Genomic DNA, 21663 nt, shown 5'->3' with positions numbered 1-21663 from the left:
TCCCTTAAGCATCGTGCTGAGTAGGGAAATGATTAATGCTATTCTCCCGTAGATGAAGCGGGTGGATTTATTGGGTAGCGGGCGGCAAAGGGCAGATGAATAACGATTTGATGTTGAAAACTAAAAAGTTCATGCCGTTTTTATTTCTGACCACCCTAATCGTGAGCTGTATGGGATTTCGATTTCGAGTGCTGGATGAGTTATCGCTGTTTTGGCCCGCGAATATTTTAGTTTTTTGTCTCATGGTTAGCTTCAGGGTCAGAAAAGGGACGATAAAAGCTAAAACGCTCTCTATCTGCATGGGGTTTTTAGTGAGTTATGCAGCGATGCTGCTAGCGGCGTTACTGATGGACAATAACTCACCGTTAAAAACCAAGGTGCTATTGTGCTTGTGTAATATGGTTTTTGTCGTGACGGCCTGGTGCGCCTTTTGCCTGATGTGTCGGTTTACCGGAAAGTGGTCCACATTTGAAAAATTCAGCAAATATTACGTCTATATTATTTTCGCTTCGACGTTTTTAGGCGCCTTCTCATCCGGTGTTGCATATGGCTTTTACGCCTATGTCTACGATACGGGCAACCGCTATGACGAGTTTATGGACTGGTTCAGTGAGCAACTGGGCACCGGCATTATCCTCGCGTTCTTTTTCCTGCGGGGTAAAGACATTCTGCGGGTGCTGCGGAATATTCCGCTATGTCCTAAGCACGTCAGAGACAATGTTTTTCCCTTTCTGGTCTTTATTATTTTCTTATTAGTTAGCCTATTTTTTCTGGATGCCAGCCTGATTACGCTGTCCGTTATTCCGCTCACGCTATGTGCATTCAACTACTCTTTCCCGGTGATGTCGTTACTCTGTGCGATAACGGGGGTAATACTAAATTATCTCTATATTAATCAAGTCGGTATCCTCATTAATTCAAACTCTGAAGCGTACATTAATTCGTTTCTCACCACGGCGCGGCTGAATATTGCGATGTTAATTATGGCGATGTTAAGCGTCTCTCATTTTGTCTCGATGAACCGGCGACTGATTAAAATCATCGAAAGCAATAGCCTGAAGGATGCGCTGACCAATACCTTCAATCGCCGCGCTTTCCTCAGCATGCTGAACGGAAGGCAGGGCATGTTGATGAATAAGAAAAAGCGCCAATTAACGCTGCTATTTCTGGATATCGATTATTTTAAGCAGGTCAACGATACCTATGGGCACGCCAGCGGTGATGAATTGATCGCCAGCTTTGCCCGTATGCTGAGCGCAAATATTCGCCCGAGCGACATTCTTTGCCGCTGGGGCGGAGAAGAGTTTGTGATTGCGGCTTATGATCTCACGGTTGAGCAGTCTGAGGCCATGGCCGAAGTGCTACGGCGTCTTACGGAATTAACTCCGCTTACGCTGTCCGATGGCCGGGCAATCCATTTTACGACCAGCATTGGCGTTGCCATTTTTTCCCAGTATGAAGGCGGCAATATTTACGATCTGATCGGTCTGGCAGACGAGCAGTTGTATAAGGCGAAGGCGCAGGGACGTAACCGCGTTTGCATACGCCTGGCCGAGGGAGTCTGAATCTTTTCTTGACCTTCCCCTTACAGGAACGTCTACCCTCAAAAAAGTACTGTGACTGATTGAGAGGTGGTGATGAAGCGTGTCCATTTTTTATTAACGGCGACCTTGCTGGTTCCGTTTTTCTCGCTGGCGGCCGACAGCGCCCATAGCGGCCATGGTGCAACGAACAATGTGTCGTCCTCCCAGCAGGCGTATGCGAAAGGGATGGATGCGATGCATACTGAGATGATGGAAGGCATGCAGTCCAGCGATCCTGATATTGCCTTTGCTAAGGGGATGATTGCGCACCACCGCGGCGCGATTGATATGGCAAAAACGGAGCTGCAATACGGTAAAGACCCGGAATTGCGCAAGCTGGCGGAAGCGATTATCAAAGCCCAGCAGCCGGAGATCGACCAAATGGAAGCCTGGCTGAAGAAGCAGGGCAAGCCTTAATCAGGCACTATCCATTCGTGTCCGAACCACGCTACCGATGTGTCGAGTTGCCAGATCGGTAGCGCTATCCATCTGCTAATTTTTGAGCAGAGCCTGAGAGGTTTTTAGCTAATTAGACGAAATTTAGTGACAGTTTTCACAGAATAAAACGGAGAGATAGCTTTCTTAGCATTAACTTGTTAGAAAGCAGGCAAAGGACGTCACCAGAATATTCTGGGCGAGACCTGGATAAAGCCGCGTATAGCACGCGTTTTTATCCAGGTTTTTTTTTGCTTATTTTCCAGCTGGCCAGCGGATAACAAGCGGGATGACGTGTATTGGGCAGTTGCAGCCATTGACGAAACGGGAAGTCATTATGAATAGCAAAGTGCTAGCTGAAAATATTTTGAGGTTGGTCGGGGGAGAGGCGAATGTCTCCACTCTGGTTCATTGTGCAACACGCTTGCGCTTTAAGATCGTTGATCACAGCAAAGTGGACATAGAAGCACTGGAGGCAGAGGACGGTGTCATTACGGTTCTGAACGCTTCAGGGCAGTTGCAGGTCGTTATTGGGAATCGAGTGCCGGAAGTGTACCGTGCCTTTGGTTCCATCTCTGGTTTACTGGAAGATGGCACGAATAAACAGAAGCCAATAGAAAATGAAAAATCGGTTTCTATGATGGGACGATTGATTGATCTGGTCGCGGGTATTTTCACCCCGCTGCTAGGAGCAATGGCGGCAGCGGGTGTACTGAAAGGTGCGCTGGCAATTGTTATTGCCTGTGGGTGGTTAGGTCCAAAAGAAAGTACTTATGTGATACTGCATGCGGCCTCTGACAGCTTGTTCTACTTCCTGCCTATGCTGTTGGCTATTACATCCGCGCGTAAGTTTGACACCAATATTTTCGTGGCAGTATCGATTGCGGGCGCGCTGGTTTATCCCTCAATACAAGGGCTGTTTGAGGCGGGCCAGCCTGTAACATTCTTAGGGTTGCCGGTCGTGATGATGAAATACACCTCCTCGGTACTCCCGATTATTTTCAGCATATGGTTGATGTCCTATCTCGAACGTTTCCTGAATCGTCATATTCACGAAAGCGTGCGTAACATTTTAACGCCGTTCTTCCTATTAACGCTGATGGTGCCGTTAACGCTGATGACCATTGGCCCAATCGGTATCACGGCCAGTAAACTCGTCGCTTCACTGTTTGTTAGCATCTATAGCTTTAACCCGATCATCGCTGGTGCGTTGATTGCGGCTTCATGGCAGATCTTAGTGATTTTCGGTATTCACTGGGGTTTCGTGACCGTCTTTATCAATGATATTTCCGTTATGGGGCACAGTTACCTGAAAGCGGCATCTAGCCCGTCTGTCTTTGCTCAATCCGGTGCGTTATTGGGCGTGATGGTGCGAACCAAAGATAAGAAACTCAAAGCGTTGGCGGGGAGTTCGTTCATTGCGTCACTGTTTGGTATCACAGAACCCGGTGTCTACGGTGTAACGCTGAAGCTGAAAAAACCGTTTATCTGTGCAGTGATCGCCGCGGCAATGGGCGGGGCTATCGCAGGCTATGCGAAAAGCTCGGCGATTTCCATGGGGATGCCCGGGTTGCTGACACTGCCGATTTTCTATGGTGAAGGCTTCGTTGGCTTCCTCATTGGCTGTGCTATCGCATTTGTCGCAAGTTTTGTGCTGACTATTGTGGTTGGGTTTGATGATCCAATCCCGCCAGCCGGGAAAGTGCCAGCACCAGCCACTGCGCCGGCAGCGCCTTCCACTTCAACGACAGCATCCACTACATCCAGTGCATCGACAGCCCCGGCTGCTGGCGCGAACGTGATGCCATCGACAATACCGTTGGCAGAGGCGCCTGCCACGGCAGAACAGCTGGGCTCGCCCGCAAAAGGTGAACTCATCCCATTGGAAGAGGTAAATGACAAGGTGTTCTCTTCTGGTGTGGTTGGACAAGGCGTTGCCATTGTGCCGAATGAAGGTTGCATTTATTCACCGGTAGATGGCGTGGTTGCCAGCACGTTTGCCAGTGGCCACGCCGTCGGCATTCGCTCGCAAAATGGTGCGGAAATCCTGATCCATGTGGGTATCAATACGGTTCAACTGGAAGGGCAGCACTATCAAATGCGTATTGAAGAAGGTGATGAAGTGAAGAAAGGCCAACTGCTGCTGGAATTCGATCTGGAAGCGATCAAGAAAGCGGGTTATGACATCGTGACGCCGATGGTGGTAACAAATCCTGAAGACTATCGCGTATTTGGCCTGAGTTCTGTTCGTCACCCGCAGGCTGGCGACACGATCATCGCGCTGGCGTAACACGCGAATGGCATGACGAATGACAGGCGACAAGTGTGGAGGCTGTCATCGGGTATCAATACGCAGGGAGGGCGGCAGTCAACGAACAAGGGAATGGCGGATTGGCCATCCCCTTGGCGGCACAACCATACGGGCGTAGTGATGAAAATAATAAGAATATTAAGCAATAATGCGGTATTGGCAGTGACTGATAAGGGGGAAGAATGCGTCGCACTGGGGCGGGGTATTGGATTTGGCAAAAAGGATGGTGACAGCGTAAATGAAGATCGAATAGACAGTCGATTTCTCAAAACCAGTAATGGGCTGAATGCGTTCTTCGCTGAAATACTGGCTGATATTCCGCCTGTTTATCTGAGTATTACCGAGAAAATTATTATGCTTGCGCGGGAAGTGCTAGATATCAAATTACAGGACACGCTGTTTTTGGCATTGAATGATCATATTAATTTTTCGGTAAAACGTCATAATGAAGGGATCAAAATAAATAACCAGTTACTCTGGGAAGTTAAGCTTTTCTATCCGCGAGAGTTTTCAGTCGGATTAAGAGCGCTTGATATTATTGAAGAAAAATTGCAAGTGCGTTTGCCAGAAGATGAAGCAGGTTTTATTGCTTTCCATTTGGCGAATGCAGCAAACAATAGCAATATGGAAAGCACGATGCAAAGTGCTACCCTTATTAAGGATATTTTGACGATTGTAAAATATGACCTTAATATTAACTATGATGAAAATGCGATTGATTATCAGCGTTTTATCACGCATTTAAAGTTTTTTTCATTGCGTTTATTCAATCGAACACCTGTGAGCCATGCTGATGATAGCATTTATGACGGTATCAAAGAGTTAATGCAAGTGGCTTATGCTTGTGCAATGCGCATTTTTTATTATGTCGAGAAGCATTGTGAATATAAATTAACGACAGATGAAATCATGTTTTTAACGATTCACATTAATCGTCTTAGTCATCATCCTAAATAAATTGATCTGAATTTTTCAGGTGATGTTGCTCACGTTTCTAAATTGTAAAAATTGAAATGATGATCTTAGCTAATTATACTTATTTCTAATTAGGACGTAACTGATTAAATTCAGGCGAAACCTGTCTTGTTAGATGAATTTTTTCATCTGGCTGGATAGGTTTTTTTTTTTGCCTAATAAAAATGGGGGAATGGAAAACCTACAGACTACTTGAAGGATAACAAGTTAGAAAGTGACTACTTCGCCACACCAGGGATATATCACGGTGATGTTTACTCTGTGATAACAGTCAAGAAAAATGAGGGGTAATATGATGAATAATAAAAAAATGAGAAATAAAAGGCTGACATTCAGAAAAAAAGCCGCTGTGTTGATGTTGTTATCTTGTTACGGTCTGGCACCGGATGCGATGGCACAAAAATTAACGCTTGAGCAACGGATGGAGTTGCTGGAAACACAATTAAAACAGACGCAGGAAAAGCTACAGGCTTATGAAGATAAAGAAAAAAAACAAAATTCATTAGTTAGTTCTTCCCCTGTGAATCCGGTTGCTGGGCATGAAAACGCGGCGCAACCAGCGGCAGCATTACAAGCCAAATCCACGGCAGTGGAGAGCGATCCGGTATTATCAGACTCGGCACTGAAAAAAATTAGCAAATATGTTCAGGAAGACACGGCTTTAAATATTCGGGTTATTTCCGTACTGGCTATGCATCAACAACTAATGGTGGGCCTCAATCCTGGGCCGCAGGCTCGCTGGGGCGCTTAGGCAATGAATATGACGGCTGGTATAACCTGTCATTTAAAAAACGTGCCTGGCAGGAAGGCAATAAATCAATTTGGGCGAACGTACAGTTTGAAGGCGATTTAGGATTATCTCAGAGTGATGAATCCTTTGAGAAAGGCATGGCTGGCGGTGGAATGGGAAAACTCAGCAAGTTATTTGTTGAAACGAAGGGCTTCCTGCCATTTGCACCAGAAGCGACATTCTGGATCGGTAAACACACGCTGCCACAATATGAAATCCAAATGCTGGATTGGAAAGGGAGTCGGACACTTTCTGGTGCAGGTCTGGGAATTGAGAATTGGGAAATGCCTGTTGGATCATTAAGCATGGCATTGACGCGCAATGATATCGATAATTACAGCACGACCTGTACAACGGCAACATGTAATAAAACCACCCAAGTTAATGTGAATATTGCTGAAGTTAGGTATAAAGATATTCCATTGAGCAAAGATTTGTCTCTTGAATTGGGGGCGAAACATGCTTTTGCTAACCAGACTGATGAGCAAAAAGCGGCACAATCTGCCGGTAATGACTATAAAGTGAAATCCGCTTGGTTAGGTCAGGCCATTTTACGTCACCCTGTGTTAGGCGGTTTTAATGAATTAACCGCGCAAGTTGCTAATAACTCTTTTGCTAGCCAGTTTATGAATATTTCTGGCCCAAATCCCGATTTTGACTATAAGAGTGCTTATTACGGTATTCACAGTGAAGGCATTGGCTGGCGGTTAATCAACCAAGGTGAGATATACCTGCGTGATAATGTCATCATGGCGCACTCTCTGGTCTATGGCCGCGGTAATGATCTTTACTCGATCAATAATGGCGCGCACACGGATTTTGAGACCATGCGTGCGGTGATCCGTCCCTCCTATATTTGGGACAGAACGAACCAGACCGCGATAGAACTTGGTTATTTTGTGCAGGAAAATACCAATAACAATAGTAGCTATGATGAATCCGGTTATAAGGTAACTCTGGCTCATATCCTCAAAGTGGATACCAGCCTTCTAAAATCTCGACCAGAAATTCGTTTCTACACCAGTTATCTTAAAGCGCTGGACAATGAAATAGATAAACACAGCTTTAATGATAAGAAAGATTATCAAATCAGTTTTGGTGTCCAGGCTGAGGTTGTTTTCTGATGAGGAATAACTATGTTTTTATCGACTAAAGGTATTAAATCGATTTCGCTAAGCATTTGTTTGGCAACGACTTGTGTTCCAGTATTCGCGATTGCCGCGGCTTCTTCCACGGCAGGAGAGCGCGTTGAGCAGAAAAACGTCGTCAGTGCAGAGAAAACACGCATCTTGATTCTGAGTGACATAGGTAATGAGCCGGATGACTCACAATCGCTGGTCCGGTTCTTACTGTATAGCAATGAGTTTGATGTTGAAGGGATTGTGGCGACAACCTCAACCTGGCTGCGTGACAAGGTCAATACTCCCATGATCCATGAGCGTATTGATGCTTATGAGCGTGTTCTGCCTAATCTGCAAAAGCATGCACAAGGTTATCCTTCCGCTAAAGCGTTACGTGATGTTGTTCGCAGTGGGCGGGCAGGCTTCGGGATGGCGTATGTTGGCGAAGGGAAATCCACCGACGCATCGAAATTGATTATTCAGGCGGTTGATAAACGTGACGATCGCCCATTGTGGATCACCCTATGGGGTGGTGGGGTGGATTTAGCTCAGGCTCTGCATGATGTGAAAGCAGAGAGAACGCCGAAAGAGGTCGATGCGTTCGTTAGTAAAATCCGTGTTTATGCTATTTCCGATCAAGATAATACGGGGGCCTGGATTCGAGGCAATTTCCCACAATTGCGTTATATCACCAGTATTCATGCCTGGAATGAGTATTTTCTCTCTACGTGGGTTGGCATGTCTTCATCACGCGCGGCCGGTGGTGACATGAGTAAAGTGAATAACGAGTGGCTGGCAGAAAACATACGGCGCAAAGGTCCGTTGGGCGCAGTCTATCCTCCTTTGGAGTACTCCATGGAAGGCGATTCTCCATCATTCTTATATTTGCTCCGTACGGGTCTTGGCGATCCTGAGCATCCAGAATATGGCAGTTGGGGTGGACGTTATGGCGAGATTTCTCCAGGGAGTGAACTTGGTTTGCGTGTCAGCACTTCAGATGAGGTCGTTGGCATCGATGGTAAGAAATACCGCACCGCACCTGCGACTATCTGGCGGTGGCGTGATGCGTATCAGAACGACTTCGCTGCGCGTATGGACTGGACGTTGACGGGGGATGTGAAGAAAACAAATCATAACCCGCATCTGGTGCTGAATGGTAAGCCGGGAACGGAGATCGTTTCCTGGCAGGTGAAAGCGGGTGAGTCGGTCACGCTATCGGCGCAAGGTTCAGGTGATGTCGATGGTCACGCGGTGACCTATCGCTGGTGGCAATATAAAGAGCCGACCGCTACAGCGATGGGCGTGCACTTTGGCCCAGGTATCACGCTATCTCAGCCTGAGGGGGGAGAAACCCGCTTTGTCGCGCCAGCCGTTAAGGTTCCGACACCGTTCCACATTATTCTGGAAGGAACAGATAGCGGATCGCCAGCATTAACATCTTACCGACGTGCAATTGTGACAGTTGTCCCTTCAGAAAAGTGAGAGCGTTTTTAGGCGCGACTATTTCATTGATGGCGTTATGAAAGGGCTGGTAGCGCTGTGAATGATAGAGCATTGCCGCCACATAACGCGTGGCGGCATGCGGATCAAGACGTCTGAGGAAACATAAATGATGAAGAAAACCCCTCTGGTGGCGGCCATGTTGGCCGCATTCTCGCTGTCCGGTCAGGCAATGAGTAGCGATTTTTCCGCCCAGATCGCCAGCCCGCGTCCGAACGTGGTGCTGATTGTCGCGGAGGACATGAACCCGCGTCTAGGCGCATACGGCGATACACAAGCGCGAACGCCGAATCTGGATGCGCTGGCAAAAGAGTCCGTTGTCTTTACGCAAGCTTTCACCATGGCGGGGGTATCCGCGCCGTCACGAGCAGGGCTGATTACTGGCGTATTTCAACATACCACTGGGTTGCAGCACATGCGCACGGCGACCCGACCCGCAGGCGGCTATCTGGGAGTGCCGCCTTCCTATGTGAAAGGCTATCCCGAACTGCTACGCCGCAGCGGTTATTTTACCTATAACGACACCAAGACGGATTACCAGTTTACCAAAGGGCATGCCGATGTCGGTCCTTTTACCCTGTGGACGCGCCATGGGGAATACAGCAGCATGGACGATCTGCATATTCAACTGGCCTGGCGTAATTACGATCTGAAGGGCAAGCCATTTTTCATGAATTTCAATCCCCAGATTACGCACGAGTCAGCGCTCTTTACGGCGGAAAACCACCCAGCGGGTCAGTCGCGCTTTGTTAAGCAGTGGGATACCTTCCGCCAGCAATACCGCTATACGCCAACGGACCCACAAAGCCTGAAACTGGAACCTTATCTGCGGGATACGCCGCAAACGCGGCAGGAACTGGCACAGCATTATGACAATATTCATATTATGGATATGCAGGTTGGTAAGCTGTTGGATGGGCTGAAAAAGGACGGGCTGTGGGATAACACCATCGTGATTTTTACGGCGGATAACGGTGATGGGATTCCGCGTCATAAGCGTGAGGGCTATGACTCCGGTACGCATGTCCCGCTGATCGTTCATATTCCAGAGAAATATCGTCCGGCAGGCTGGTCGACGGAGGGGAGCCAGAATGAACGGCTGGTATCGTTTGAGGATCTGGCACCGACCATTCTGGGGTTTGCCGACATCAAACAGCCTGATTATATGCGCGGCATCAGCCTGGCACAGGATTTTGCGCCGCCGCGACAGTTTGTCTACGGCGTGCGCGGGCGGATGGATGAATATGATATGCGCGCCTATTTTGTTCGGGACCGTGACTATCAGTATGTCCGCAATTTGGCGACTACACCGGGGGGCATCGGTATCGCTTTCCGCAACGCGCTCGGGTCAATGAAAGATTTGAATGCGGCACATGATCAGCACCAACTGAGTGAGGATCAGCAAAGCTGGTTTGCCGATCGTCCGGCGGAAGAGCTTTACGATCTGCAACGCGATCCTTTGCAGTTGCATAATTTGGCGGCCGATCCTGCCCAACACGCTGTACTGGTGCGGATGCGTGAGGAGATGGATCGCTGGCGAAATAGTGCGAACGATATGAATCTGATTGCGGAAGATCAGATGGTTGCCGATTTGCTGGATGAGCAGGGCAAGCAGCGTACAACGCTGACGCCAGTGGCGCAGTGGGATGCGCTCAGCCACAAAATTTATCTGGCTAACCGCACGCAGGACGCGTCCATCGGCTATAGCTGGGATGGCAAAGAGTGGGAACTGTACACGGGGAGTATTACGCCGCTGAAGAGCGCATCGCAGCTGCAATTCAAGGCTATTCGCTATGGCTGGCAGGAAAGCCCGGTCGGTACGTTGCCCATTCAACCGTGAAAATGAGGGAATCCGTTCGCTTTCTCTGGGACGGAAATAGTGTGTTGTCGGTAAGCTAAATCGAGGTGCCAATGAGTCAATCCATTGCTAATTTTCAGTTGATGGCCAAGCCTTCAGGGTCTGTGTGCAATATCGATTGCTCATATTGTTTTTATCTTGAGAAGGAACACCTTTACCCAGAACGGAAAAGTCGCTGGAAAATGGATGGCGATACGCTGGAAAACTATGTGCGCAAGAACATCAGCAGCCAGCAGGCACCTGTCGTCGATTTCCCATGGCAAGGCGGTGAACCGACGCTACTGGGCATCGATTTCTTCCGCGAAGCGGTGCGGTTGCAGAACCAATACCGTGGCACAAAGCAGATCAATAACTTCTTTCAGACCAATGGCACCAACATTGATGACGACTGGGCGCGTTTTTTAAAAGAGAACCAGTTTCTAGTGGGGCTGTCGATTGACGGTGACCGTATCAGCAATGATGCACATCGCCTCACGCGGGCGGGGAAAAGCACCTTTGATGACGTGATGAAAGGGCTGGAGGCACTGAAGCGTCACAAGGTCGAGTTTAATACGCTGACGGTGGTGAATGCGGAAAACGTGCGACGTCCGCTGGATGTTTACCAGTTTCTCAAACGTATTGGCAGTCGCTATATGCAGTTTATTCCGCTGGTGGAGCGCCGTGCCGCCCAACCGGATGACAACGGACTGGTGCTGATTCAGCCGGACTTTTCGGGTCAGTGCAGCGTGACGGAGTGGTCAGTACCCGCAAAAGCCTATGGTCGCTTTCTGAATACGATTTTTGACTATTGGGTTCAACACGATCTGGGCAATGTGTTTGTCATGAACTTCGAGCAAACGCTGACCAAAATGACCGGACAGCTTAGTGCCTGCGTCATTAATGAAACCTGTGGCGGCAACCTGATTGTTGAAGCAAATGGTGACGTGTATTCCTGCGATCATTTTGTTTATCCCGAAAATAAGCTCGGCAATATTAATCAGGACGATCTGGTCGCGCTGGTAAATTCGCCACAAAACCTCGCCTTTGGTGAAAGCAAACAAAAAAACATCAGTAAAGATTGCCTTAACTGTGAAGTCAAAGCGGTTTGCCACGGCGGTTGCCCGAAGCATCGGTTTGATATTTCCAGCGATGGGCGGCCGAATAAAAACTATTTCTGTGATGGATTTAAAACCCACCTATTCCATGTTTTACCTCGTATGAATGCTCTGCTCTCTCAACTGGGACGTCAGGAATCGATGAAAAAAATAAGAAGGAATATAAAAGCAGAGTTCTATTAACAGATGCCGAATAGTCTCCATGTGCTCTGGGGAGGGATGGCATAAAAAAAGGAACGGATATGAAAAAAAACAGACTCCTGGCTGCGATTACGCTGGCCTGTATGCAAGCGGCGGGGGCGCATACCGCAGCGGCGGCTTCCCCTTCAGCGACGGTGCAGTCGGCTGATGGAAAGCAACCTAACGTGGTTTACATCATTCTTGACGATCAGCGTTACGATGCGTTCGGCTTCCTGAATTCAGCTATTCACACGCCAAATATGGATAGCATCGCCAAAGAGGGGACGTATTTTAAGAATGCGTTCGTGACGACCTCGCTGTGCTCGCCCAGCCGTGCCAGTATTCTGACGGGGATGTACGTGCATAATCATGGCGTCTCGGATAATAACCCGTCCGACCTCTCTCATTTGAACTACTTCCCTGAGCTGCTGCGTGACAACGGCTACCAAACCGGTTTCTTTGGCAAATGGCACTTTGGTGGCGCAGATAAAACGGCCACAAAAGGCTTCGCCGGTTTCGATCGCTGGGTCGGGTTGCTGGGGCAAGGCAGCTATTATCCGATTGATAGCTACGGCAAGCCGACCATGCTCAATGTCGATGGCAAGATGGTGCCGCAAAAAGGATATATCACCGATGAACTGACGGACTACGCCGTAGACTGGCTGAACACGCTCGATAAGAAAAAGCCGTTCATGATGTATCTGTCGCACAAAGGCGTGCACTCTGACTTCCTGCCCGCCAAGCGCCACCGTGGCAGCATGAAAGAGGTGACCTTCCCCGTACCGGATACCTATGCTGATACGCCGGAGAACTATGTTGGCAAGCCGATGTGGGTGAAGAACCAACGTAACAGCTGGCACGGCGTGGATTATCCCTATAACACGGATATGGATCTTCAGCAGTATCAACGCGATTACTATGAAACGCTGCGCTCGGTGGATGACAGTGTAGGGCGCGTGCGTGACTGGCTGCAAAAACAGGGGCTGGATAAGAACACCATCATCATGGTGATGGGGGATAACGGCTTTATGTTCGGCGAGCATGGGCTGATCGATAAGCGTAACGCTTATGAAGAATCGATTCGCGTGCCATTGATCGCCTCCGGGCCGGGCTTCGCCAAAGACAAGGTAGTGGAAGACATTGTCAGAAATATCGATGTTGCGCCAACTATCCTTGAAGCCGCAGGTGTCGATGCGCCGAAGCATTACGATGGGCAGAGCTTCTGGCGACTGGGGCTGGACGGCTATAACGTGCCGAAGCGGAAAGATTACTTCGTCTATGAATACTTCTGGGAATACAGCTTTCCGCAGACGCCAACCACGTTTGCGATCCGTACGCCGGAATACAAATACATCCAATACTACGGCGTCTGGGATAAAGAAGAGCTCTACGACATGCAGAACGATCGGGAAGAGAAACACAACCTGATCGATTCTACCGATGAGAAGATCGTCAATACCAAAATCGCGCTGCGCAAAAAGCTGTATGAAGAGCTGGGCGATCGGCAGGGGAAAAACGTGATCCCGTATAACCAACGTACTGGGCAAGGTCAGGTTTATCGCCATGAAGGTGCCGGTGAGCAGCTCGCTCCGTTCCCGCGTGAATGGCTGAAAGGGTACAACCACGAGGATATTCTTGCCGGATTTATCCCCGATCAGGTTGGCAAAGAAGCGAAGGTAAAAGCCTCGAATGAAGCGGTGAAGAAGAGTGCGCCGCAGCTAAAAGAACTGATGGATAAGTAATCCACTGCAATAAACCAGACGGCGACGCGTTTGTGCGCCGTCTGGTTTTCTCGATAGCTACAACGATTCCCCGTTGCTGCCAATTACACTTTGATACCAGTAGAAGCTGTCTTTGCGCCGACGTTCCAGCGTGCCTTTGCCTTCATCATCACGATCGACATGAATAAAACCGTAGCGTTTTGACATCTGTGCCGTGCCTGCGCTGACCAGATCGATTGGCCCCCAACTGGTGTAGCCCAGCAATTCGACGCCATCATCAATGGCTTCACGTACCTGAATCAGATGGCGACGCAGATAATCAATGCGGTAGCCGTCGTGAATGCTGCCATCCTCTTCCACCACGTCACGCGCGCCTAATCCGTTTTCCACGATGAACAGTGGCTTCTGATAGCGGTCATACAGTTCGTTCAGCAGGAAACGCAGGCCTTCGGGGTCGATCTGCCAGCCCCATTCGGACGCCTCAAGGTGCGGGTTGGGAATCAGGCGGATGATGTTGCCGCGTGAAGACTGGTATTTTTCCGGCTCGAAGGTTGCACAGCCGCTCATGTAATAGCTGAATGAAACAAAGTCTACGGTGTGACTCAGATCGTCTTTGTCCTGTGCGGTAATGGTGAGTTCGACGTCATTTTCCCGGAAATAGCGCTGAATCCAAGCTGGATAGGTGCCGCGAACCTGAACATCACCGAAGAACAGCCATTCACGGTTCTTGTTCTGTGCTTCCAGTACATCTTTCGGGTGGCAGGTCATGGGGTAGCGTACCGCGCCCAGCAGCATGTTGCCGATTTTAGCATCCGGGATAATCTCGTGGCAGGCTTTTACCGCACGCGCGCTGGCAACCAGTTGGTGGTGGATTGCCTGATAAATATCCTGCTTCGAGGGTTCGCCGCTCAGCCCGATGCCCGTAAAGGGCGAGTGCAGTGCCATGTTGATTTCATTGAAGGTCAGCCAGTGCTTTACCTTGTCTTGATAGCGGCTGAAAACGGTACGCGCATATTTCTCAAAATGATCGATGACGGCGCGATTGCCCCAACCTCCCAGTTTTTTCACCAGACCGTACGGCATTTCATAATGCGACAGCGTAATCAGCGGCTGAATCTGATGTTTCGCCATTTCGTCAAATAGGCGATCGTAGAAGGCCAGACCGGCTTCACAAGGTTCCGCATCATCGCCTTCGGGGTAAATGCGGGTCCAGGCGATGGAGGTACGCAAGACCTTGAACCCCATTTCGGCAAACAGCTGGATATCCTGCGGATACTGATGATAAAAGTCGATTGCCCGATCTTTGATACAGCTAATGCTGTCATCGCGTTCCGTCACCGGGCCATGGACGCCTTTTAGCTGAAGATCGGAGGTTGACACACCTTTACCGTCTTCATTCCATGCCCCTTCAACCTGGTTTGCTGCGACTGAACCACCCCATAAAAATCCTTCGGGGAATGCTTTCATGGTATTTCTCCTTATCGTTTTCTACATCATTACGCTGCGCTGGCCTGTGGCTCTACGCTGTGAACCGCCGGATAACAGGCAAAAAAAAACTTGGGCAGAGGAGAGTATCACTACTCACTTCTGCCCAAGTCTCGCCCGCCATTGGCGGTAACGTCTTATTAGCTCACTATACAATCCTGAATCTCTGCGGCAACGCCCCTGTCTGGTTATGTGACTTCGGTCACGACATCTCTTCTGGTGTCATGTGTTGTTGCCAGCGTTAGGTGTTTTACCACCTAACGCAACTTATGATGTGGTGATTATGCTTTCGCTTTCAGCGCGCTGACGACAGCTTCACCGAGTGCTTTAGCGGATGCTGGGTTTTGGCCGGTGATCAGTCGTCCGTCAACGACGACTTTATTTTCAAAGATTGGCGCTTCTTCGAACGTTGCGCCATCCTTTTTCAGCGCGGCTTCAAGTTCAAAAGGCACAATCTTATCGTAATGGCGAAACGCCTCTTCTTCTGCGGTAAATCCAGTGAGGTGACGCCCTTTAATTAACAACTCGCCATTGCTGAGTTTCACATTCAACAGACCAGCTGGACCGTGGCAGACTGCGCTGATGATCTTATTGTTCTCATACATCGTACGTACAAGGTTGATCAACTGAGGATTGTTGGCGAAATCCCACATTGGCCCGTGTCCGCCGACGAGCAGGATCGCGGTGTACTTAGCAGGATCAACCTTGGCTAGTGGGATTGAATTGGCCAGTTTGTTGCGGTGTTCTGGGTTAGTCCAAAAATCCAGACTCGCCCGATCTTTGAGATCGAACCCGTCGAAGGGCGGTAATCCTCCTTTGGGGCTGGCAATATCGTAATCCAGCCCTGCTTTATCGAAGACTTCGACCGGATGGGTGAGTTCTGGAAACCAGAAGCCGCCAACAAGTTCTGGCGTCTTTTTATCCAGACTGGAGACGACAATTAATACTTTCTCTTCTTTCTGATTGTCCTGGGCAAAAACAGGGGAGGCTGCGGCAAACACAGCAATCGCGGCGATAAGACCCGTACAACGCTTTATTATTGACATAGCAAATTCCTTCAGCAGGTGGTGTTTGCCGACTATATCTGGGATAACTGATTGAAAATAGGTGGTAAAAACGGAATGCGTTGTTTAAAAAATCGATGTAATGCTGTTGTATTAGCGTGATAAATTGTCATAAATTGGGTTTGATAATCCCTGTATTGCATGACGATAAGGAACCCTGATGGGGCAATCCGACAGTTTTGATGGACTTGCAGAATTTCTGGCGATAGCGAAGCGATTGAGCATTCGCAAAGCGGCGATCGATCTGGGCAAGACGCCGGGTTCGGTGAGCTTGTCGCTCCAGCGACTGGAGCATCGCCTCGGCGTGCTACTTTTCCACCGCACGACGCGCAAGATGGCACTGACAGAAGCAGGAGAAGACCTGTTACTGAGAATTGGCCCCGCGGCACAGGCCATCGCGGCAGGTTTTGAAGATGTCGCGCAATCGGCAAAAAAGCCATCGGGGACGTTGAAGCTGATTGTTGAACGCTTAGCATTACCCCATGTCATCGAACCGCTCATCCCTGCATTTCGTCAGGCGTGGCCGAATTTGAATGTCGATATCACGGTGAGCAACCGTCACGATAATTTCGTCTCTGAAGGCTATGATGCTGGCATCATGATCGGTTCGTACATCGAACAGGATATGATTGCGATACGACTTTCGCCGCCCTTTAAGTGGGCAGTTTTTGGTTCGCCGGACTATTTCAAAACGCATGGAAAGCCGAAAGTCACAAACGATCTGGTACATCACGAATGCATTCGCTTTCGCCGCCCTGAAAAAGGAGATATTTATCGGTGGGAGTTTATCGAAAATAAAGAAAGTGTGAGGCTTGAACCAACGGGCTCGGTCACCGTTAACGATGGGGAACTGATGCGCAGCCTTGCGGTGAGGGGAGTCGGACTGATTTACTCATCCACTTTCCATACCTCACGCGAACTGGCAGACGGCACGCTGGAAGCGGCGTTACTCGATCTCTCGCCGGGAAACGATGGCCTCTTTCTTTATTTCTCAAAAGCCGCGAGGAACCAACCCAAACTGCGTGCGTTTATCGACGTATGTTCGCAGGTTGTTAAGACGTGAATGCGTGGGATGAATTCATCCTTTAGTCTTTCGAAGCATACTCAACTGAACCTGTTTTACATTCGTACATGGCAAACAGCGAGTGTGTTTTCTGTGGGCCGGAGACGGTGAATGCTAGGAGGTAAACCTCGGGATCGGATAACGTGGGTGAAGCGGTTTTATCAAAAGTAATCGCGGGTGTCGCGGTACCGAGGTTTTCGGGTTTTAATTTAGCCCAGCGGGGAATACGGTGTGTCAGGAGATCGTGCTGCACATAGTCGACGGCTTGCTCATACGTCACCTCCAGGCAGGATGGGCCGCTATGCTTGAGGTAATAATTGTAGCCCGCTAAGACGATGGCCGCTGTCATAACGCAACCAGCCGTTTTGGTTTTCCATCCCATCCCGCTTCTTCCTGATAAACATAAACCGACGCCCAAAAATAAAGGAGCAGCGCTATTAACGCAACTCCTTGAATTTGGTGGCCCCTGCTGGACTTGAACCAGCGACCAAGCGATTATGAGAACCATGACCCATCCTTTAAAAACAATGAGTTAACATAACTATCAATAACTTAATGAACGAATGTTATTGAATATTACCGAGGGTTTGGGTTCTGAGGGGGCAGAAAGGGGGCGCTTTTATTTAGAGGGTTTAGCTCTATAGCCTCATTAAAATGGTTTGGCGCAAAGTGGGCATAACGCATTGTCATTTTTATGTCTGTGTGTCCTAGTATACGTTGCAGCACCAGAATGTTACCGCCGTTCATCATAAAGTGTGATGCGAAGGTGTGCCGTAGTACGTGCGAAAGCTGGCCGTCCGGCAGCTCAAAATCAGAACGCTCTACAGCTTTACGGAACGCAGAGTAACACGACTGAAAGAGCCGCCCTGGTTTTTCTGGTTTCGGTAGTGCGTCATAAAACTCTTTGCTGATGGGTACTGTGCGGTTTCGGTTCCCTTTGGTCTTGAAGAAACTCACTTTCAGATTTTTGATCTGCTTCGTCGTTAGTGACTCTGCTTCATCCCATCTTGCGCCAGTGGCCAAGCAGACGCAGGCCACCCAAAATGTACTGTTGTTCCGGCTGGCTTTACATTGCTCAAGCAAGCTGTTGATCTCGTCTTGCTCCAGATAAGCTAGCTCCGCCTCTTCTGATTTGAAGGCGCGAACCCCAGCGAGCGGGTTATCAAGCTTCCAATGACCGAGGCGCTTTAGTTCATTGAATATGGCGCGGAAGTAGGCTAATTCAAGGTTCATTGTTCGGGGGGATACTTGCTTTACGCGAGCGGTTCGGACGATCTCACCGGAAATACGTTTTTTTCTGTAGAGGGAAAATATTGCGGCGTTAAATTCATGCGCCAGAGGTTCCCCCATACTTTCGCAGGCAAATTCCATCGCGCTCTTGCGCTTTTCTCCATCATCCAGCGTTATACCGTGCTCATCGAACCACATATAAACCAGTTGCCGCAGCGTTCGCCGATCTTCTTTACCGTCAAGCCACGTCTTGTTATCCAGATTTTCGAGTATATGATTCTGATACGCTAGGGCTTCCCCTTTTGTGGAGAACGTCTTACGAATTCTTTTGCTGGGCTTGCCCTTTGGTTTGCCTTCTGGGTAGAAATCCAAAAGCCATTTACCATCAGTTTGTTTCTTTATACTCATTTATCAGAAATACCGAAAATTACTTTAATCCACTCATCACGATTATATTTATTATGTCCTTCGCTTTTAATCATTGTGTCTATTTTCTGTATATCAAAATCATCCCGCTCACCTGTTTTAGGGTTTTTACCTGATATGCTTGCAAAGCCATGTTTATTTTCTAACATGCGGTCAATGAGCGTTTCTGTCTTATAGCGTTCCTTGTTTTTTACATAAGTGAAGGATGTAAGTATCGGGGGGATTTCCTTAGTTACAGTCAGCGTGCTGGCAGCATGTCTTACGGCTTTTGCGTAGGAGAACATTTCTTGCGTGTTAATTTTTAGCTTTTGTTTGCAAAAGTCTTTAAAATTAAATCGTACTGTTCCAACAAGAATCTTTGTTTCGATGTGCTTTTCTTCAATGCTATGAGTTATATCATCGCCCTCTACATTTACTTGTAGAATAAACTCACCTTTTTCAGATATCGCTATCTCTTGTACTTTCCCTTGAATCCTTTCTTTTTTTTCGAGATCGTTTAGATATGAAAATTCAACATTTACTGGTATTCCATTCCATAAGATAGCCTTTTGATTAACCATTTTAAAAGGGTATGAGTCTAGGTCTAAATTATCCTCATAGATGTAGTTACCCATGCTATCGACTGCTGATGTTGTATCAGAGCTTTGATTACTGGGGTTAGAAAATATTTTTTTTAAAAAGCCAAACATAATTAAAACATCCCTATTTCAGTTTTTACCCTTCCAAGGATTTTTATATCATCAATTCCGCAATCAAACGCCATACCAACACCGCTAACGCGAACCTTACGCACAGGGATGCGGGTCAGCGTTCTGATACTGATTTTGTCTTCAATCTCAACAAGCCATTGGCCGTCATAAACATCGGCAAACGTCTGGTCGATGATGTACTGCATCTTTTCGTCAATTACGCAGATAGGATTTTCTGGCAGCGGAACGCCAGGAGGAAACATCACTTTATCAAACATCACATAGCCAGAATCGTAAAGCTGCCCATCGATCAGTTTTTTGTGGGGAAACTTGAGTATATCAAGTGACTCATCGTCAAATTTTTTGCCTTGCCCAGTAGCTAACCATGCAAGGCTCACTCCTGTTTCGGCCATACATTGAACAACTATATCGGCAGGAAAGCCGCCGCGCCGGTAACGGCCTGATAGGCTGCTTGCCGCCATGTTGAAATGTTGCGCAAGTGTCAGCTTTGAAGTGAAGCCATATGCTTCTATTACCCTGTCTAAAATAGGGGCGCTTTCTCCATGAAAATCAATTTTCAGCATGTGCTTTTTCAATACCTGATATGTTCAAAATGAAAATCAATCATTGACACTTTTCAAAATGAGCATTAGGCTTGCTCCGTTACTTTTCAAAAAACGAATATTGACGAATATTGCTGAATGTTGACGAATTCAGCTTAAACGAGGAGTTTGCCTTATGCGTCCTAACATTACAATCACCATCCCTGTCCCGTACATGCCATTAGATGAATACTGTCGGGTAACCGGTACCCCAATTACTACCGCACGCGACATGATCCGTGATGGTCGCTTGCCGATTAAGCCGAAAGGTGACAAGCCCCGTGCAACGGTTGAAGTCAACATGGCCGCGCTAACCGTTCAAGCATTAAGCGAATGTCGTATTTCGCTTCAAGCGAATCCATCCTAAGTATCGGGGCAGGGATAGCTATGTTTGATTATCAGATCGCTAAACACCCGCACCTTGATGCCGCTTGCCGAGCGTTCGCACTGGCGCATAACCTTGAAGACGTTGCGGCCGCGATCGGCGTTCGTTCTCAAGTGCTGCGTAACAAGCTGAACCCCGAACAGCCGCACCGCTTAACGTGTGATGAACTGCTAGCCATTACCGATCACACGGAAGACGCTGGTTTACTGGATGGCCTGTTGGCGCAGATTAACTGTTTGCCATCTGTGCCACGTAATGAAGCAAAGTCACACAATGTGACGATGTTTGCGTTAAGTGCCACGGCTGACGTGGGCGCGATCGCTGGGGAAGCGGTATCAAATGCCCCGATGTCTCAGGCGCGTAAAAACGCCATCCTTCACCGCGCAAACAGCGCAATCCGTAATCTGTCGCTGATTGTGCTTTCTGTCGAAGCCCGTTTCCAATCCACGCCGATGATGGCCGCAGCCGTAGACGTGCTGAATTCAGCCATGCCGGTATTAGCGTAAGAGGGATAGCTATGATTTCTATTGCTCGTTTACTTATCAGTCAATCTCCTTCACCGCGATTGAAGAACGGCAAAGGCTGGCTGGAACTGCCAAGCGGCCAGCGCGTACAACCGACACCGGAGCAAGCCTATTTTGCACCCTGGAGTAAAAAGCCGTATGTGCCTGTAATGCCGCGCCGTTCGTTGTGGCGTCGCCTGATTGGGGTTAGGGGGTAATCATGCACCATGATGCTCGTGAGTTGCCCGAACCGCTAAAGGCCATACGCCGCATGATTTCGGGAACGGATAGCCCTGTACAGGCGTTTTGGAACTCTGCAACAAAGCGGGAACGTGAAAACCTGATTTTCTTCTGCCGCCCACGGCTGGGGAATACACACGTTGATTGGAGTTGGAAGGAGTTTGATTTTAATAAGCGCCAGGCGCTGTTGAATGGCTTATTTGAGATGCGGCGGTTTCATGAGAAAACCTCTGCATTCCGACCAGATCATTTTAACTGTAGTGTGCTGCATGTCTGTACTGATCCTATCCCTGATTTATGCGGGGAACGGAAAATATACCCAAAAATAAACTAATCCCGTAATACGCCTTTCTTTTTTACAGCCTCTACCGGCTGGGGATTCGTATTACCTAAAAACAGGAAAACCAC

At 48.5% G+C, this 21663-nt stretch carries 21 protein-coding genes; 15 read left to right on the top strand and 6 right to left on the bottom strand.

All coding sequences use genetic code 11. The annotated features are described in order from the left end of the window. The first annotated feature begins 95 nt into the window (after positions 1–95). The 10 genes from A6301_RS21975 to A6301_RS21930 all read left to right on the top strand — a co-directional run bounded on the left by A6301_RS21975 (position 96) and on the right by A6301_RS21930 (position 13589). Positions 96–1565 (top strand): GGDEF domain-containing protein, encoded by a 1470-nt coding sequence (locus A6301_RS21975; RefSeq protein ID WP_107170132.1) that lies wholly within the window; start codon positions 96–98, stop codon positions 1563–1565. 72 nt (positions 1566–1637) lie between these two features. Next, positions 1638–2000, top strand: a complete 363-nt coding sequence (locus A6301_RS21970; protein WP_107170131.1) for a DUF305 domain-containing protein — start codon at positions 1638–1640, stop codon at positions 1998–2000. Positions 2001–2355: 355 nt separating this feature from the next. Next, positions 2356–4308, top strand: coding sequence for a beta-glucoside-specific PTS transporter subunit IIABC (locus A6301_RS21965; protein WP_234258757.1), 1953 nt, complete (start codon positions 2356–2358; stop codon positions 4306–4308). Positions 4309–4449: 141 nt separating this feature from the next. Then, the gene (licT, locus tag A6301_RS21960) at positions 4450–5286 is read left to right on the top strand and encodes a BglG family transcription antiterminator LicT (RefSeq protein WP_234258802.1); all 837 of its coding nucleotides are present in this window, start codon (positions 4450–4452) and stop codon (positions 5284–5286) included. Positions 5287–5596: 310 nt separating this feature from the next. After that, positions 5597–6055 (top strand): hypothetical protein, encoded by a 459-nt coding sequence (locus A6301_RS21955; RefSeq protein ID WP_234258756.1) that lies wholly within the window; start codon positions 5597–5599, stop codon positions 6053–6055. Next, the gene (locus A6301_RS21950) at positions 5944–7218 is read left to right on the top strand and encodes a carbohydrate porin (protein ID WP_234258801.1); all 1275 of its coding nucleotides are present in this window, start codon (positions 5944–5946) and stop codon (positions 7216–7218) included. Before A6301_RS21955 ends, A6301_RS21950 begins: the two co-directional genes overlap by 112 nt. 12 nt (positions 7219–7230) lie before the next feature. Beyond that, positions 7231–8697, top strand: coding sequence for a DUF1593 domain-containing protein (locus A6301_RS21945; RefSeq protein WP_234258755.1), 1467 nt, complete (start codon positions 7231–7233; stop codon positions 8695–8697). A 127-nt stretch (positions 8698–8824) separates the two neighbouring features. Next, on the top strand, positions 8825–10555 hold the full coding sequence (locus A6301_RS21940; protein ID WP_234258754.1) for a sulfatase: 1731 nt from the start codon (positions 8825–8827) through the stop codon (positions 10553–10555). A gap of 71 nt (positions 10556–10626) precedes the next feature. Continuing rightward, complete coding sequence (locus A6301_RS21935) at positions 10627–11850, top strand: anaerobic sulfatase maturase (protein WP_234258753.1); 1224 nt, start codon at positions 10627–10629, stop codon at positions 11848–11850. A 59-nt stretch (positions 11851–11909) separates the two neighbouring features. Then, the gene (locus A6301_RS21930; RefSeq protein ID WP_234258752.1) at positions 11910–13589 is read left to right on the top strand and encodes a sulfatase; all 1680 of its coding nucleotides are present in this window, start codon (positions 11910–11912) and stop codon (positions 13587–13589) included. 57 nt (positions 13590–13646) lie between these two features. Here the strand turns inward: A6301_RS21930 and A6301_RS21925 are convergent, their stop codons facing one another. Both A6301_RS21925 and A6301_RS21920 read right to left on the bottom strand, forming a co-directional pair. Beyond that, a complete protein-coding gene (locus tag A6301_RS21925; RefSeq protein WP_234258751.1) occupies positions 13647–15035 on the bottom strand; it encodes a glycoside hydrolase family 1 protein in 1389 nt (462 codons plus the stop codon). Between the two features lie 299 nt (positions 15036–15334). Then, positions 15335–16099, bottom strand: coding sequence for a type 1 glutamine amidotransferase domain-containing protein (locus A6301_RS21920; protein WP_234258750.1), 765 nt, complete (start codon positions 16097–16099; stop codon positions 15335–15337). 178 nt (positions 16100–16277) lie between these two features. Between A6301_RS21920 and A6301_RS21915 the strand changes: the two genes are divergently transcribed. Further along, positions 16278–17180, top strand: a complete 903-nt coding sequence (locus A6301_RS21915) for a LysR family transcriptional regulator (protein WP_107170123.1) — start codon at positions 16278–16280, stop codon at positions 17178–17180. Between the two features lie 22 nt (positions 17181–17202). Here A6301_RS21915 and A6301_RS21910 read toward each other — a convergent pair whose 3' ends face one another. From A6301_RS21910 to A6301_RS21895, 4 genes are all read right to left on the bottom strand, one after another. Then, positions 17203–17562: a protein YebF gene (locus A6301_RS21910; protein WP_234258749.1), complete on the bottom strand. Its 360-nt coding sequence runs from the start codon at positions 17560–17562 to the stop codon at positions 17203–17205. Between the two features lie 194 nt (positions 17563–17756). Further along, complete coding sequence (locus A6301_RS21905; protein ID WP_234258748.1) at positions 17757–18818, bottom strand: tyrosine-type recombinase/integrase; 1062 nt, start codon at positions 18816–18818, stop codon at positions 17757–17759. Then, the gene (locus tag A6301_RS21900) at positions 18815–19525 is read right to left on the bottom strand and encodes a hypothetical protein (RefSeq protein ID WP_234258747.1); all 711 of its coding nucleotides are present in this window, start codon (positions 19523–19525) and stop codon (positions 18815–18817) included. Before A6301_RS21900 ends, A6301_RS21905 begins: the two co-directional genes overlap by 4 nt. Positions 19526–19527: 2 nt before the next feature. Then, positions 19528–20109, bottom strand: a complete 582-nt coding sequence (locus A6301_RS21895; RefSeq protein WP_234258746.1) for a phage repressor protein CI — start codon at positions 20107–20109, stop codon at positions 19528–19530. Positions 20110–20263: 154 nt separating this feature from the next. Between A6301_RS21895 and A6301_RS21890 the strand changes: the two genes are divergently transcribed. The 4 genes from A6301_RS21890 to A6301_RS21875 are packed head-to-tail and all read left to right on the top strand — an operon-like array spanning position 20264 to position 21589. Further along, complete coding sequence (locus A6301_RS21890) at positions 20264–20494, top strand: regulator (RefSeq protein ID WP_234258745.1); 231 nt, start codon at positions 20264–20266, stop codon at positions 20492–20494. Positions 20495–20514: 20 nt separating this feature from the next. After that, positions 20515–21018, top strand: coding sequence for a phage regulatory CII family protein (locus tag A6301_RS21885; protein WP_234258744.1), 504 nt, complete (start codon positions 20515–20517; stop codon positions 21016–21018). 11 nt (positions 21019–21029) lie between these two features. Beyond that, the gene (locus A6301_RS21880) at positions 21030–21233 is read left to right on the top strand and encodes a phage filamentation protein Fil family protein (RefSeq protein WP_234258743.1); all 204 of its coding nucleotides are present in this window, start codon (positions 21030–21032) and stop codon (positions 21231–21233) included. Between the two features lie 2 nt (positions 21234–21235). Then, positions 21236–21589, top strand: a complete 354-nt coding sequence (locus tag A6301_RS21875; protein ID WP_234258742.1) for a hypothetical protein — start codon at positions 21236–21238, stop codon at positions 21587–21589. Positions 21590–21663: the final 74 nt, after the last annotated feature.

The organism is Pectobacterium sp. IFB5596, from assembly GCF_021432585.1.
Taxonomy (GTDB): Bacteria; Pseudomonadota; Gammaproteobacteria; order Enterobacterales; family Enterobacteriaceae; genus Pectobacterium; species Pectobacterium punjabense.
This window is presented reverse-complemented; position numbering and strand designations above follow the sequence as displayed.

What these genes read in the sequence shown, in the direction of transcription:
- A6301_RS21945 (WP_234258755.1), top strand. Translation starts at nt 7,231, where the DNA reads ATGTTTTTATCGACTAAAGGTATTAAATCGATTTCGCTAAGCATTTGT.
- A6301_RS21895 (WP_234258746.1), bottom strand. Translation starts at nt 20,109, where the DNA reads ATGCTGAAAATTGATTTTCATGGAGAAAGCGCCCCTATTTTAGACAGG.
- A6301_RS21910 (WP_234258749.1), bottom strand. Translation starts at nt 17,562, where the DNA reads ATGGGATGGAAAACCAAAACGGCTGGTTGCGTTATGACAGCGGCCATC.
- A6301_RS21890 (WP_234258745.1), top strand. Translation starts at nt 20,264, where the DNA reads ATGCGTCCTAACATTACAATCACCATCCCTGTCCCGTACATGCCATTA.
- A6301_RS21915 (WP_107170123.1), top strand. Translation starts at nt 16,278, where the DNA reads ATGGGGCAATCCGACAGTTTTGATGGACTTGCAGAATTTCTGGCGATA.
- licT (WP_234258802.1), top strand. Translation starts at nt 4,450, where the DNA reads ATGAAAATAATAAGAATATTAAGCAATAATGCGGTATTGGCAGTGACT.
- A6301_RS21955 (WP_234258756.1), top strand. Translation starts at nt 5,597, where the DNA reads ATGATGAATAATAAAAAAATGAGAAATAAAAGGCTGACATTCAGAAAA.
- A6301_RS21935 (WP_234258753.1), top strand. Translation starts at nt 10,627, where the DNA reads ATGAGTCAATCCATTGCTAATTTTCAGTTGATGGCCAAGCCTTCAGGG.
- A6301_RS21925 (WP_234258751.1), bottom strand. Translation starts at nt 15,035, where the DNA reads ATGAAAGCATTCCCCGAAGGATTTTTATGGGGTGGTTCAGTCGCAGCA.
- A6301_RS21885 (WP_234258744.1), top strand. Translation starts at nt 20,515, where the DNA reads ATGTTTGATTATCAGATCGCTAAACACCCGCACCTTGATGCCGCTTGC.
- A6301_RS21875 (WP_234258742.1), top strand. Translation starts at nt 21,236, where the DNA reads ATGCACCATGATGCTCGTGAGTTGCCCGAACCGCTAAAGGCCATACGC.
- A6301_RS21965 (WP_234258757.1), top strand. Translation starts at nt 2,356, where the DNA reads ATGAATAGCAAAGTGCTAGCTGAAAATATTTTGAGGTTGGTCGGGGGA.
- A6301_RS21880 (WP_234258743.1), top strand. Translation starts at nt 21,030, where the DNA reads ATGATTTCTATTGCTCGTTTACTTATCAGTCAATCTCCTTCACCGCGA.
- A6301_RS21970 (WP_107170131.1), top strand. Translation starts at nt 1,638, where the DNA reads ATGAAGCGTGTCCATTTTTTATTAACGGCGACCTTGCTGGTTCCGTTT.
- A6301_RS21920 (WP_234258750.1), bottom strand. Translation starts at nt 16,099, where the DNA reads ATGTCAATAATAAAGCGTTGTACGGGTCTTATCGCCGCGATTGCTGTG.
- A6301_RS21930 (WP_234258752.1), top strand. Translation starts at nt 11,910, where the DNA reads ATGAAAAAAAACAGACTCCTGGCTGCGATTACGCTGGCCTGTATGCAA.
- A6301_RS21900 (WP_234258747.1), bottom strand. Translation starts at nt 19,525, where the DNA reads ATGTTTGGCTTTTTAAAAAAAATATTTTCTAACCCCAGTAATCAAAGC.
- A6301_RS21905 (WP_234258748.1), bottom strand. Translation starts at nt 18,818, where the DNA reads ATGAGTATAAAGAAACAAACTGATGGTAAATGGCTTTTGGATTTCTAC.
- A6301_RS21940 (WP_234258754.1), top strand. Translation starts at nt 8,825, where the DNA reads ATGATGAAGAAAACCCCTCTGGTGGCGGCCATGTTGGCCGCATTCTCG.
- A6301_RS21975 (WP_107170132.1), top strand. Translation starts at nt 96, where the DNA reads ATGAATAACGATTTGATGTTGAAAACTAAAAAGTTCATGCCGTTTTTA.